The 12,283-nt window shown below is 38.1% G+C and carries 13 protein-coding genes and 1 pseudogene; 4 read left to right on the top strand and 10 right to left on the bottom strand.

Annotation, left to right across the window (positions count from 1 at the left end; genetic code table 11):
- Positions 1-28: 28 nt before the first annotated feature.
- The 3 genes from HNQ85_RS04285 to HNQ85_RS04275 form a co-directional block, all read right to left on the bottom strand.
- A complete protein-coding gene (locus HNQ85_RS04285; protein ID WP_181536531.1) occupies positions 29-544 on the bottom strand; it encodes a ribonuclease H-like YkuK family protein in 516 nt (171 codons plus the stop codon).
- A 341-nt stretch (positions 545-885) separates the two neighbouring features.
- Positions 886-1,128 carry a YkuJ family protein gene (locus HNQ85_RS04280; protein WP_181536530.1) on the bottom strand — a complete coding sequence of 81 codons (243 nt, stop codon included), beginning with the start codon at positions 1,126-1,128 and terminating at the stop codon, positions 886-888.
- Positions 1,129-1,212: 84 nt separating this feature from the next.
- The gene (locus tag HNQ85_RS04275; RefSeq protein ID WP_181536529.1) at positions 1,213-2,367 is read right to left on the bottom strand and encodes a chromate transporter; all 1,155 of its coding nucleotides are present in this window, start codon (positions 2,365-2,367) and stop codon (positions 1,213-1,215) included.
- A 114-nt stretch (positions 2,368-2,481) separates the two neighbouring features.
- Here HNQ85_RS04275 and HNQ85_RS04270 point away from each other — a divergent pair, with 114 nt between their 5' ends.
- Positions 2,482-2,721, top strand: coding sequence for a glutaredoxin domain-containing protein (locus HNQ85_RS04270; RefSeq protein ID WP_181536528.1), 240 nt, complete (start codon positions 2,482-2,484; stop codon positions 2,719-2,721).
- A gap of 124 nt (positions 2,722-2,845) precedes the next feature.
- On the opposite strand, the gene HNQ85_RS04265 is transcribed toward HNQ85_RS04270, so the two are convergent.
- The 3 genes from HNQ85_RS04265 to fadH all read right to left on the bottom strand — a co-directional run bounded on the left by HNQ85_RS04265 (position 2,846) and on the right by fadH (position 5,403).
- Positions 2,846-3,082 carry a hypothetical protein gene (locus tag HNQ85_RS04265; protein WP_181536993.1) on the bottom strand — a complete coding sequence of 79 codons (237 nt, stop codon included), beginning with the start codon at positions 3,080-3,082 and terminating at the stop codon, positions 2,846-2,848.
- Between the two features lie 50 nt (positions 3,083-3,132).
- Entirely contained in the window at positions 3,133-4,350 is a 1,218-nt protein-coding gene (locus HNQ85_RS04260) for an EAL domain-containing protein (RefSeq protein ID WP_181536527.1), read from the bottom strand.
- A gap of 288 nt (positions 4,351-4,638) precedes the next feature.
- The gene (fadH, locus tag HNQ85_RS04255) at positions 4,639-5,403 is read right to left on the bottom strand and encodes a 2,4-dienoyl-CoA reductase (RefSeq protein WP_181536526.1); all 765 of its coding nucleotides are present in this window, start codon (positions 5,401-5,403) and stop codon (positions 4,639-4,641) included.
- Between the two features lie 163 nt (positions 5,404-5,566).
- Between fadH and HNQ85_RS04250 the strand changes: the two genes are divergently transcribed.
- Positions 5,567-6,469, top strand: coding sequence for a metallophosphoesterase (locus tag HNQ85_RS04250; RefSeq protein ID WP_409994117.1), 903 nt, complete (start codon positions 5,567-5,569; stop codon positions 6,467-6,469).
- On the opposite strand, the pseudogene HNQ85_RS04245 reads toward HNQ85_RS04250, so the two are convergent.
- The 4 genes and pseudogenes from HNQ85_RS04245 to ppx form a co-directional block, all read right to left on the bottom strand.
- Positions 6,444-6,686 (bottom strand): annotated as a pseudogene (locus tag HNQ85_RS04245) (fluoride efflux transporter FluC); the annotation flags it as partial. The gene HNQ85_RS04250 and the pseudogene HNQ85_RS04245 overlap by 26 nt on opposite strands.
- Positions 6,687-6,892: 206 nt before the next feature.
- On the bottom strand, positions 6,893-7,261 hold the full coding sequence (locus tag HNQ85_RS04240; RefSeq protein WP_181536525.1) for a fluoride efflux transporter FluC: 369 nt from the start codon (positions 7,259-7,261) through the stop codon (positions 6,893-6,895).
- A gap of 54 nt (positions 7,262-7,315) precedes the next feature.
- Positions 7,316-9,427 (bottom strand): RNA degradosome polyphosphate kinase, encoded by a 2,112-nt coding sequence (locus HNQ85_RS04235; RefSeq protein ID WP_181536524.1) that lies wholly within the window; start codon positions 9,425-9,427, stop codon positions 7,316-7,318.
- Between the two features lie 92 nt (positions 9,428-9,519).
- Positions 9,520-11,040 carry an exopolyphosphatase gene (ppx, locus tag HNQ85_RS04230; RefSeq protein WP_181536523.1) on the bottom strand — a complete coding sequence of 507 codons (1,521 nt, stop codon included), beginning with the start codon at positions 11,038-11,040 and terminating at the stop codon, positions 9,520-9,522.
- A gap of 111 nt (positions 11,041-11,151) precedes the next feature.
- On the opposite strand from ppx, the gene HNQ85_RS04225 reads away from it, so the two are divergent.
- A complete protein-coding gene (locus tag HNQ85_RS04225; RefSeq protein WP_181536522.1) occupies positions 11,152-11,649 on the top strand; it encodes a L,D-transpeptidase family protein in 498 nt (165 codons plus the stop codon).
- Positions 11,650-11,728: 79 nt separating this feature from the next.
- A complete protein-coding gene (locus HNQ85_RS04220; protein WP_181536521.1) occupies positions 11,729-12,166 on the top strand; it encodes a YkyB family protein in 438 nt (145 codons plus the stop codon).
- Positions 12,167-12,283: the final 117 nt, after the last annotated feature.

Genomic DNA, 12,283 nt, shown 5'->3' with positions numbered 1-12,283 from the left:
TGTATTTTACAATAAATACTATCCATATTTATTTTGTGTATCTATTGGCATAGCTAAATGCTGCATACGCTTCTGGTTTAATGATTGGTTCAATTCCCATTGCAGCTATTTTTGCTGTCATTTCCTGAATGAATTCCTTCGTTGTTCCTTTTTGTCCAATATCAAGATGAATTTGAAAAGTAAGATCGGCTCCATCGCGCTTATAAGGAACTAATAATTCTATCAGCTCTCCTAGTCGCTTAGAAACAAACAAGTAAGCTACTTCTTGACTCAACATCGTCTCATATGAAATTTTTTCACGAACATTGTGAATGGCACGCGGAATGATGTATGAGTGTACGCACCCCCATGCTCCTTTTCCGACTCGATGCAAATGAATCGCAGTGACGAAACGAGTTTCATTTTTGTGCACCTGTGAGTCTGTGCCAATGGATAAAACGTAATGATGTTTTGGGGCTATTCCGATAAATTGTTTTAACCGCTCCATCACGATTTCAAATGACATTTTACTTTCTATAGTATTAAAAAACGTATTAAAATCCATTTTGCCACTCCTTCATTGTTCGTGAGTGTCTTACTTATATACATATGCAAAAAAATCAAAGATATATATAAAAAATAGAAGGTTGTCTCATCAAGGTCTGTCCCCTCAACCACTGACAATATTCGGGATTCTTTTTCCGAAATATTGCTATTGAGAGGACCGACTCTTGTTAAGACAACCTCTTTATCCTTTGCTCGTATGAATATTTCGTAGCATAAACTGACAAGCTGGACATGTATAAATAACATTTTGATTCGACTGAGCGGTCAAAACCTTTTCTAGATCCGCTTGCTTATGACAATTTGGACAAATAACTACCGGTTTATTCACTTCATTTCGCCTCACATTTGTAATAGTTCAAAAATTTCAATCGCAATCATATCAATATTATCAAATTGATAATATTTCGTTTTACCACCTTTTTCATACACTTCGAGAACAAATGTGTCAGTCTTCCCCTGATACGTAACACTGCACTTTTTTTCGCCATTTACTTCGAAGTGTCGCTGCGGTGGTTCGTTTCCGCTTACTTGTTGCTCCTGCATACTCATTAATCGCTTAATAATTCCTAACAACTGCGACATTGAACCTCTCCTTTCTTTAGCAAAGGGACCTTCTTTTATTTAGAATACACCCTTCTCAAAAAAGGATTCTTCCCATTTCATTTTTTACAAAAAGATGCCGCCGAGCAACGCAGAAACGATAACCACAAACCATGACGGCCACTTCCAAAAAATCAGCAGCACAAAACAAACAAAAGCGATAGTAAAATGAAGCGGCGAAACGATAGAAGTGGTCCAAATCGGATCATATAGCGCAGCGAGAAGAATGCCGACTACTCCAGCATTAACTCCGCTAAAGATGGATTGAATTTGCTTGTTTTGTCGCAACATATTCCAAAAAGGAAGCACGCCCAATACAAGGAAAAAAGACGGCAAGAAAATAGCTACAGTCGCCAAAAGCGCACCTTGCCAACCATCGATGACCGTTCCGAGATAACTGGCAAAGGTAAACAACGGCCCCGGCACGGCTTGTGCTGCTCCGTATCCAGCTAAAAATTGCTCATGCGTCAGCCAAATAGGCACAAATTCCTTTTCAAGAAGCGGCAAAACGACATGGCCCCCGCCAAATACAAGAGAACCTCCGCGATAAAAACTGTCAAATAAGGCGATCCACTTCATTTCTGTAAATTGCCTTAGCAGCGGAAGGCAAAACAAAAATAAAAAGAAAAGACTTATTGAAGCAATACCAACTCGTTTTGATACTTGACTTTGAAAAATAAAACTCGAATTACTTTCATTATGCTGCAAAAGGAAAAAACCAATAAGACCGCTTAACACTAACAGCACAAGCTGAATTTGCGGCGATGGAAATAGCAAACTGATTGAAGCGACTGCTGCAGCAATCGTGATTCTTAACCGATCCGGAGTCAACTTTCTCCCCATTTCAAACACTGCTTGGGCAACAATGGGAACCGCTACTAATTTAAGACCTGTCAACCAACCTGCACGCTGAACATGAAATGTTTCGACAAAATAAGCAAAAGCGATTAATATCATGACGGACGGCAATGTAAAACCAAGCCACGCTAATATTCCACCAGCCAGCCCGCCGCGCATTGTACCGATAGCAATTCCAACCTGGCTGCTAGCAGGACCGGGCAAAAACTGACAAAGAGCCACTAAATCAGCATATGTTTTTTCATCCAGCCATTTTCGACGTTTCACGTATTCTTCATGAAAATAGCCTAAGTGGGCAACGGGCCCGCCAAAAGAGGTCAAGCCAAGTTTTAACGCAGTAATAAAAATAAGCCACCCATTCATGATTTTCCCACCTTCACTTTTTTTCACGTGACATTATATACGATTTTACTTACAATTTGAGATGATTAAAAAACTTTTATCATAAAATTTACATTGATTGATGGAGGAAATCGAATGAACGAAAAAAAAGTTACCGTATATACACAACCAGACTGTCCGCCATGTAAAGTGGTGAAAGAATTTTTGCGGCATCATCAAATTGATTTCGAGGAGTTCGACGTTTCGAAGGATAAAGCAGCACGCAATCGTTTAATCAATGTTTACCGTTCATATTCCACCCCTACAATCGTTGTGGGTGATGAAGTTGTGACCGGATTCGATTTGCCGGCATTAGAAAAAATTTTAGGCCTGTAGCCACAAATAAAAAGGCTGACCCAAAGCAAAGTGTCAGCTCACAGCACAATATATAGATAAATGAATATTGTGGAACGCACGTGAGGTCAAACGCTTATGGGTCAGCCCCTACATTTTAGTCTCGTTACCATGTATAATTCAGAGCAAAATAAATAATGGAAGCAATCGCTACTCCGGTGGCAATGATACATGCCAAAAATACAGGATTACGCAAATACGGATGCTCCTGTACTTTTTCGCTTATCTCTGTATCATACTCTCCTTGAAATTTTTGATTTCTTCCAATCGAGTACGTGTAAATGAATCCTACCGTAGCAACTAAGAAAGCAACAACTGACATGACTAGTGCAAACTGTATCATCATCAATTCACCTCACGCTTACTTTCCCACATAGAGGCGAATTTATTCATTCATAGGTGGCCATCATTTTCAAATAAATAATCATAAGTAAGGTCAATAAACAAATAATGTTTTTCATCGATTGGATAGGAGAATGTCCGAATCGTTTCTCCTGTTTCAATATCGCTGTATAAGTCAGAAAGGATACCGCTTTTTCGTGAACGCATTCGGAAAATATTTTCTAAAAAATATGGACGCCAACTCCAATTTTTCATATAATATTGGGGTTGTAATTCCCATTTTTCCTTATTTTTAAAAAGGTTCGCTGATTGTTGAAACCCATCTTCATCACAAATGTAAATTCGAAAGCAGCTGTCACTTAACTCTTCAGCAAGAAAGCAGATTAATTCATTAAAATTAGTTACTTTTTTATATTTGTTTAATAAAACAGTCAACCGTTGCTGAAATTGCTTGGAAATGTTATATAGCGTTTGCAGCTTTTTCTTCTCATACAGAATAAACTGATGAAACTCCTCACGCAATCGTTCTTTTAAATAATCTCGTTCCAATAAATGGGCAGCTGGTCTAGCTAAATAATACCCTTGATAATAACGGCCTCCATTGCGCCAAGCATATTGTAGCTGAAAAGCTGCTTCAATGTCTTCATACAATAAAGTTGCGCCGATTTTTCTTGCTAATAAAGAAATCGAATACAACACATCATGATAAGAATGATTGACTGATGTTTTGAGCAATTCCCCTAAGTCAATTTTTAAAATATCGGGTGACAACAAACCGATACGATCCAAATTGCTGCTCTCTTTTCCGATATTATCGACCGCTATTTTCACTCCATATGTACGCATATATGTTAATAAATGACTTAATTGATGGATGTCTCCTTTAAAATGATGTTCTGTAATTTCTAGCACAATTCGTTCAAGCGACAATCCTTTCGCTTGATAATGTAGCAACATTTGTAAAAAAGATTCTCCACGGTCCAGCATTAGCAGATTCGCATCACGGTTAATAAAAATAAGTGTGGACGGATCAGACGAAGCTAAAAAGCAATCAAGCGCTTTTGATGTGACAACATAATCCACTTCCGTTCGAAATTCTTCCGGAATCGTCTCATCTTGAAAAAACGGACCAAGGCTGACAACATCTTTACCGATTCGAAATCGCCCTAACACTTCATAACCGATAACACAGTGCTCATCCGCGCTAAATATCGCCTGGTAATACGGAATGACATCGTGCAAGTGGGTCATAATATCAAGTGGATCCAATGCACTTCCCTCCTTTTGTCACTCTCGCTGTTTTTCATATTATTATACCACATTCCATACTTGATGAGCTGCTTTTCTTAGCTATATCAAGCTAACAAGAACGGCAATATGATTTTTAACTGTCGCTCTTCATAAAGGTTCATTCATGAATCACCTAAAAAATGAGGCTGACCCTAAAGCAAAGTATCATACCTTACAACCACCATATATAGGACATCACATTGGATAAGAACACTATATATGATGGATTTCGCGTAAGGTCAGACACTTTTTGGTCAGCCTTCTTTTTTAAAATGGATATTGATTCAACCACTGTCCACCGTCTATGGTAATACACTCACCGTTAATGTATGCTGCTTCTTCGGAAAGTAAAAATGAAGCAAGTGCGGCAATTTCCTCCGGCGTGCCTAAACGGCCAAGCGGGACGCTATTCAACGTTCGCTGTGCAGCCTCTTCTGATTCCCAAAGCCGTTCTGCTCCCCCTGTCCGTTCAATAGGTCCTGGTGCAATGGCGTTAACGCGGAAACCGTACTTTCTTCCCCACTCGACAGCCAGCGTTCTCGTCATTGCCAATACTCCAGCTTTGGCACATGCCGAATGGATCACACCCGCTCCAGCGTTCCATGCATATGTCGCAACCATATTGATAATCGATCCTTTCTGGCCCTTATTAATCCAGTAGTTTCCTACTTCTCTGCTGCAATAAAAAGTTCCATTTAAAACAATATTAATGACGCTATTCCAGCCGTTAATCGAAAGTTTTTCGGCTGGACAAATAAAATTTCCTGCCGCATTGTTAATAAGCGCATCAATTCGTCCGAATTCTTCATCCGTGCGTCTAACCATTTCTGCAACAAGTTCAGGGTCACGTACATCCATCTGAATCGGCAGCACTTTCCCTGCCTGTGATTCAATTTCTTTTTTTGTTTCTTCTAAAGCCTCTAATCTTCTTCCGGTAATAACGACATTAGCCCCTTCTTGTACAAATCGCTTCGCCATATATTTGCCCATTCCACTTGAACCACCTGTAATAATAATCACCTTTTCGTTCATATCGCTCTCCCCCTGAAAATGACTGATTATTCATTCATTTTCATCTTACTATAAATAAACTAAATTTTCTAATATTTCTTTCATACCTTTGCCGCTTTTCACTTTGTCTGTTTCCATATATAATTAATAAAGTTATTGCGAAAGGTCGTACGGAGTGGAATGCATGAATAATAAAATGGTACCTGATTGGGATAGAAAAATGAAACAACTATATACACGAAGACAATTTTTAAAAAAAAGTCTTTCGTTTATGATTAGCGGCTTTGTATCTACAACAATCGGCTATTTATATGCACGATTTATCGAACCGAAACAGCTTGTCACAACCAACCATGTCATTTCCCATCCGCTAATCCCAAAAAGTTTTGACGGTGTAAAAATTGTCCAATTTAGCGACACTCATCTCGGTCACTTCTATGATTTAAAACAATTGGAGCGCATTGTTCACAAAATCAACGAACTCAATCCTGATCTAGTTGTCTTCACTGGAGATTTAATTGATGAACCGAATAAATATCCGGACACGAAGCAAATTATTCCTATTCTCAAAAAAATTGAAGCACGTCTTGGAAAATTTAGCATTTACGGAAATCACGACCATGGCGGATATGGCACTGAGATTTATTTAGACATTATGAACAGGGCAAATTTTAAAACGCTCATCAATGAACACGTCATCATTGAGCTTTTAGATAAAAGTAAAATTGCAATTGCCGGACTTGATGATATGATGCTTGGAAAACCGAACTTCTCTGCCATGACAAGAGATATCCCTCCAAACACATATACGATTGCTTTGCTACACGAACCAGATGGTGCCAATATAACTGCTTCTTTCCCAGTTCATTTGCAGCTTTCAGGACATAGCCATGGAGGGCAAATACAAATTCCGTTCCTAGGCCCGCTTGTTACTCCGCCGCTGGCAGTAAAATACTACGAAGGTTTCTATAAAATTAATGATTTAACGTTATATGTAAACCGTGGTCTAGGAACAACAAGAATGCCGTTTCGCTTCTTCTCTCTCCCTGAATTAACCGTCTTTACGTTAAAACATCAAAGAGGCTGACCCAAACCAAAGTGTCAGATCCCACAACACAATATAACGATATATTGTGAAATGTACGTGAGGTCAGACACTTATGGGTCAGCCTCTTATGACCAAGTAAGCAAGCCAAAACAATACTTCCAAACATTGAAAGAATGATATAAGCGATGGCTGTTCTGTACTGTTTTCTTATTAATAGCTGAACAACTTCTACACTAAACGTTGAAAAAGTGGTGAAAGCTCCTAAAAACTAACCGTTAATGCTTTAGAAACTGCTACTTCATATTTTGCAGATACCCCTGCTACCATTCCAAATGCCAATGAACCTGACCGGTTAATCAGTAAGGTGGCTAACGGCAATGATTTAAAACGGATTTTCTCTCACCACCTACCACATAAACAGCGACAGTATACCCCAGAAACAGCGATTATTTCCATTATGTTTCACCCTTTATTTCTCTTTGTTCCGATTAAGAATCCAAACGAGCAAAAAAGAATACCACCAACTAATGATAGTATTATATAAAAGATCCCTTTCAGCAAATTCCCTCCTGCCAACAGTTCAAACGCTTCCTTGCTGAACGTTGACATCGTTGTAAACCCACCGCAAAAACCGGTACCGACACCTTTTTTATCCAATCTTTTATTTTGTTTCGGGTTGAGTATGCTGTAACGATTCCAGGAAGAAATGAGTCTGCTATATTTGCCAGTAAAGTAGATAAAGGAAAGTATATTCCTAAAATATAACAACATAACGAGCCTGCTGCTCCACCAAAGAAAACAGCAAGGCTGGTTTTCCAAAGCTGATTTCATCATGCTCTCCCTTTTTTCTAAAGAGAAAAAAGCCCATACTTACTCTGGGCTTCCTTATTCCTCATCTTCACTTACCGTATAGGCCATGCTGAATAACACTAATTGACTGTCGATTTCTTCTTCTCCCTCACGACGCTCCACATAATGATAATTGCCATGCTCGTCTTGTTCCCGCGCTTTTACGTTGTCTGAAAGCATAATCGATAATATTTTCATGATTCGCTTCTTCAAATGTTCTGCCAAAATGGGGAATAAAATTTCCACGCGCTTTTCCATATTCCGCGTCATCATGTCTGCTGATGATAAAAATACTTTATCTTCTCCGTTGTGATGGAAATAATAAATCCGGCTATGCTCAAGAAATCGGCCGACAATGCTGCGCACTCGTATATTTTCGCTTACCCCCGGAATGCGCGGGCGCAGACAACAAATTCCGCGAACGATTAAATCAATTTTTACACCCGCTTGTGATGCTTCATACAACTTCATAATGAGCTCTTTATCTGTTAGCGAGTTCATTTTCGCGATAATTCTGCCATTTCCGTGTTGTTTATGGAAGCGAATTTCATCTTCAATTAACTTAATAAAATCACGTCGAATGTCAAATGGGGCTACAGATAAATGATGAAAATCCGGCTTTTCCATATACCCGCTTAAATAATTAAAAAAGTTTGTCGCATCTTCACCTATTTTTTTATTAGCCGTAATAAGTCCTAGGTCTGTATACACTTTCGCTGTCGCATCATTATAATTACCCGTACTTAAATGAACAAACCTTTCAATTTTTTCATTTTTCTTCCTTACGACAAGTGTAATTTTGCTATGAGTTTTTAAATGGGTAATGCCGTAAATAACGTGGCAGCCCGATTTTTCTAGCTCTTTTGCCCACTGGACGTTATTTTCTTCATCAAAACGCGCCTTTAGTTCCACAAGTACTGTGACTTGCTTCCCATTTTCCGCTGCCCGCTTTAGCGCTTCAATAATCGGTGAGTCGCCGCTGACACGATAAAGAGTTTGTTTAATCGCTAATACATCAGGATCATCTGCGGCATCAGAAACAAAATCAATCACCGGTTCAAACGATTCATATGGGTGATGAAGGAGGATATCTTGCTCCGACGCTTTTTCAAAAATATCCTCATCTGAACCTAAATCTTTCGGCGGCTGAGGAATCAATGCTTCATATATTAAATTTTCTTTAAATTTAGATAATTCATCGTAAAAATCGAATAAAAATGTTAAATCAAGCGGCCCATCAATTTCATAAATGTCTTTTTCATGGATTTCTAACTCGTCTAGCAAATATTTTAGAATAAACTGATCATAGTCATTTTTACTCATTTCTAAGCGAACAGCGGCTCCCCATTTTCGTTTCTTTAATTCTTTTTCAATTTCTTTCAATAAATCACGGGCACCTTCTTCATGGATTGTCAAATCTGCGTTCCTTGTAATGCGAAATTGTGTAACTGAAACAACTTTGTACCCTTGGAACAACACATCTATATGAGTAGTAATAACATCCTCAAGTAAAACATAACATAAGCGTCCATCATCAGAAGGCAATGGAATAAAACGGTTCAAAACAGAAGGAACTTGGACAATGGCTAGTTTCTTTTGAATTTCGTTATCTTGTTGATGATCTTCAAGCAAAATGGCCAAGTTTAAGCTTTTATTTGACAGCATTGGAAACGGACGATATGCATCAACCGCCATCGGAGTCAGCACTGGAAACACTTGGCCAACGAAGTAGTTCCGCAAATATTGTTTTTGCTCGTCTGTTAGTTCATTCATTGACAGCATATATATATTTTCCTTGTTTAGCATTGGCACTAACACGTCATTATAAATTTGATATTGTAACTCGACAAGTTCGTGTACCTTCAGCGAAATCTTCGACAACTGTTGTTTCGGTGTCAATCCCGCCTTATTTTCTGGCTTATTAAATCCCGCCTTTACTTGATCTTTCAAACCTGCAACACGAACCATAAAAAATTCGTCTAAATTAGAGCTGAAAATAGCTAGAAATTTCAATCGTTCAAGCAATGGATTACGTTCGTCAAACGCTTCTTGAAGCACACGTTCATTAAACGCTAACCAACTTAATTCACGGTTGTTATAATAGCGTGGATTGTTTAATTCAACTTGTTGTTCTGCCATTATTGACATCATTTCCCCCTCTTTTTTATCTAAAATGCAATAGGGACAAATTTACCATACTTCTTTTCGGTCGATTAAATAAAAATTTTGTAAACAAACATTTAATCAGTGGAATAAAAGCGCAAGTCAATCGTCCGTTTTAATACTTTCTCTAAATGCTTTTTATTCTTTTCTGTCTGATATTCCTCAGCTTTCCAATTACCATGACAAAAAATATGCATAATGACTGCGTTATTTTTCTTTTCCAAATGAACAGCACGAACAATATTCCGTTTTGTTTCATTCAAACTGTATGCAAATTTTAATAACGCTCCAAGAAACCGCAATTTTTTTTGTTCATCGCGCGTAAACCAGTTTTGAAACGGCTCTATATATTGTTTGAAAACGGTTTTATTTTTATAAGAAGCAATAAGTGCAAGTTTTAACCGTTCTTTATGCATCAAACCGTCAATCGTACGATTCGCTAAAATATAAAATGTGTGTTGGCTGCTCGATTCTTCATCGATATATTGCCCTAAATAAAACACGTAGGCTGCTCGCTTTAAATCACGTATATCTTCATTTGTAAGCGAATATAAATCCAGGTAGCGAATTTGTTCTACAAGCTGAATGAGCAATTTGTTGACATGACGTACATTGTCTAAATTAATATCATAGTCTTCCGCTAGCTCAAAAAAACTTTCTTCAAGAACGTTAGGGAAAATGGGGGTGCCAAAAAACTCTTCATAAAATATACCGTCGCGCAATCCTTTGCGGCTTAATACAAAAGAGGTAGCGTTAACTGTTTGATACAATATTTTAAACACTTCAACGGCCGGAATAATGATATCAGCCCGGTCTTTCGACAAACCTTCGAGCTTTTGAATTTGTTCAAACGTCAACGATGTCAGCAATCTCCGTACTTCAACAATATCATTGAAACTCATTTCATACTGATGGAGACCAGCAAGAGGATATTTTTTTAATAATTGATGAATTTGCACTAAATTTCGTGCGCTCCCGCCAATAGCTATAATCGGTACTTTCTTATTGTACAGCCATGGCAACGATTGAAATTGTTCTGCTATATAGGAAGAAAGTCGACTTAATTCTTCTCGGGTAGGAATATTGCCGGCGATGAACTTTTGTTTTAACGATAACGCTCCAAATGGAAAGCTGTAATATTCAATAAGCTGACGGTCTTTATAATATGTTAGCTCTGTGCTTCCTCCACCGATATCGATTGTAATTCCTTCTGTAATGGGAGTTGAATTAACTACCGCAAGAAAGCCGTAATAAGCCTCCTCATAGCCCGATAAAACACGAATCTGAAAATCCGTTGTTTCTTCTACTAATTTTATGATATCTTTTCGGTTTTTTGCCTGGCGAATCGTTGCTGTTGCAATACATTTCACATGTTGAACTTGGTGATGGCGAGTAATATCTTGAAAACTTAACAACGTCTCCAACAGCATGCGAATGCCTTCTTCTGTTAAGACATCATCTTCTGTTAAATAATTGCGAAGACGTGCTACAGCCTTCACGTTTTCGACTTCTTTCAAGCGCCCGCTTTTATTGCGTTCATATATAACTAATCTCATCGTATTTGATCCGATGTCGATAATACCGTACTTCTCCTTCATTTTATTCATCCTTTGCTTTTTTAAAAAATATTGTCAATTTTGTTTTATTATATCATACTCTTTACTAAACTACTGTTCATTCTTCCTAAATATGGAAACAGGAGGGACCCTATGTACAAACATATTGTAAAACAAGGAGAAACCATCTCTTCCATTGCGATGGATTATCGTACCTCCGCGCAAGCTTTGTTAAATGCCAATCATTTAGCCATATCTTCCACTCTCGTTCCCGGTCAGGTCATCGTTATTCCTCATCTTCCTGCAAAAGGCTCTATTCCATATACAATCCATATTTCTGTCGGTCGTCGAAAGTTAACATTAAAAAAGAAGGGAAGCATCATTCATACGTATCCGATTGCTATTGGAAAAATAGTGACTGCAACACCTGTTGGCGATTTTATCATTGTCAATCGCCAACCGAATCCCGGAGGACCGTTTGGTGCTATGTGGTTAAGTTTATCAAAGCTTCATTATGGTATTCATGGCACAAATAATCCATCTTCCATAGGAAAAGCTGTATCAAAAGGATGCATCCGAATGTACAACAAAGACGTACTACAATTAGCTTCGATAGTTCCAAACGGAACAGAAGTTTTCATCCGTCCATAACATTAAGAAATTTTGCAAACAAATATTTTTAAAGTGTATAATATGTCATAAGACAAGCTATTTGAAAAGGAGATTGTATATGGATCATTTGGAACCTTCAGTCGAAAATCTCGCCAAGGCTATTTTTACCGTAAACCGCCATGCAAAAACGGCATTAAATCCTTCCTTTCTCTATCTTTTAAAGAAAAAGGCAATCGAAAAATTAATCAGTGAAGGAAAGGCTAAAAAAGTGGGCCTCCATTTCTCGCCAAACCCAAAATATAGCAAACAACAGTCCGATGTGCTCGTCTCTGTTGGCAACTACTATTTCCATATTCCTCCTACCAAAGAAGACTTCGCACAGCTTCCGCATCTCGGCACGTTAAACGGGGAATATCGAAACCCTGTAACAAAAATGCCACTTTCCCAAGCTAAATCTTTATTGCAAGCATATACAAGCATTAGCGAAGGAGCAGCAGCACGCAAGAAAAAAACGTACCAAAAACCAATTTTTAAACGTTTAGGCGAAAGCTATTAATAAAAAAGAGGCTGACCTAAAGTGATATTATCCCCTTATAGTAGACAGGAAAAAGCAAAGGCTGATACTGTTTACTATGGAGGGGTTTTTTTATGGGAAAAATCAGAAAAACTTATT

The sequence above is a fragment of the [Anoxybacillus] calidus genome (assembly GCF_013760845.1).
Classification (GTDB): domain Bacteria; phylum Bacillota; class Bacilli; order Bacillales; family Anoxybacillaceae; genus Paranoxybacillus; species Paranoxybacillus calidus.
The sequence above is the reverse complement of the archived record's forward strand: the minus strand, read 5'-3'. Positions and strand labels throughout refer to the sequence as shown.

What these genes read in the sequence shown, in the direction of transcription:
- HNQ85_RS04280 (WP_181536530.1), bottom strand. Translation starts at nt 1,128, where the DNA reads ATGTCGCAGTTGTTAGGAATTATTAAGCGATTAATGAGTATGCAGGAG.
- HNQ85_RS04275 (WP_181536529.1), bottom strand. Translation starts at nt 2,367, where the DNA reads ATGAATGGGTGGCTTATTTTTATTACTGCGTTAAAACTTGGCTTGACC.
- HNQ85_RS04240 (WP_181536525.1), bottom strand. Translation starts at nt 7,261, where the DNA reads ATGAAATCAGCTTTGGAAAACCAGCCTTGCTGTTTTCTTTGGTGGAGC.
- HNQ85_RS04220 (WP_181536521.1), top strand. Translation starts at nt 11,729, where the DNA reads ATGGATCATTTGGAACCTTCAGTCGAAAATCTCGCCAAGGCTATTTTT.
- HNQ85_RS04265 (WP_181536993.1), bottom strand. Translation starts at nt 3,082, where the DNA reads ATGATACAGTTTGCACTAGTCATGTCAGTTGTTGCTTTCTTAGTTGCT.
- ppx (WP_181536523.1), bottom strand. Translation starts at nt 11,040, where the DNA reads ATGAAGGAGAAGTACGGTATTATCGACATCGGATCAAATACGATGAGA.
- HNQ85_RS04225 (WP_181536522.1), top strand. Translation starts at nt 11,152, where the DNA reads ATGTACAAACATATTGTAAAACAAGGAGAAACCATCTCTTCCATTGCG.
- HNQ85_RS04270 (WP_181536528.1), top strand. Translation starts at nt 2,482, where the DNA reads ATGAACGAAAAAAAAGTTACCGTATATACACAACCAGACTGTCCGCCA.
- fadH (WP_181536526.1), bottom strand. Translation starts at nt 5,403, where the DNA reads ATGAACGAAAAGGTGATTATTATTACAGGTGGTTCAAGTGGAATGGGC.
- HNQ85_RS04250 (WP_409994117.1), top strand. Translation starts at nt 5,567, where the DNA reads ATGAATAATAAAATGGTACCTGATTGGGATAGAAAAATGAAACAACTA.
- HNQ85_RS04235 (WP_181536524.1), bottom strand. Translation starts at nt 9,427, where the DNA reads ATGTCAATAATGGCAGAACAACAAGTTGAATTAAACAATCCACGCTAT.
- HNQ85_RS04285 (WP_181536531.1), bottom strand. Translation starts at nt 544, where the DNA reads ATGGATTTTAATACGTTTTTTAATACTATAGAAAGTAAAATGTCATTT.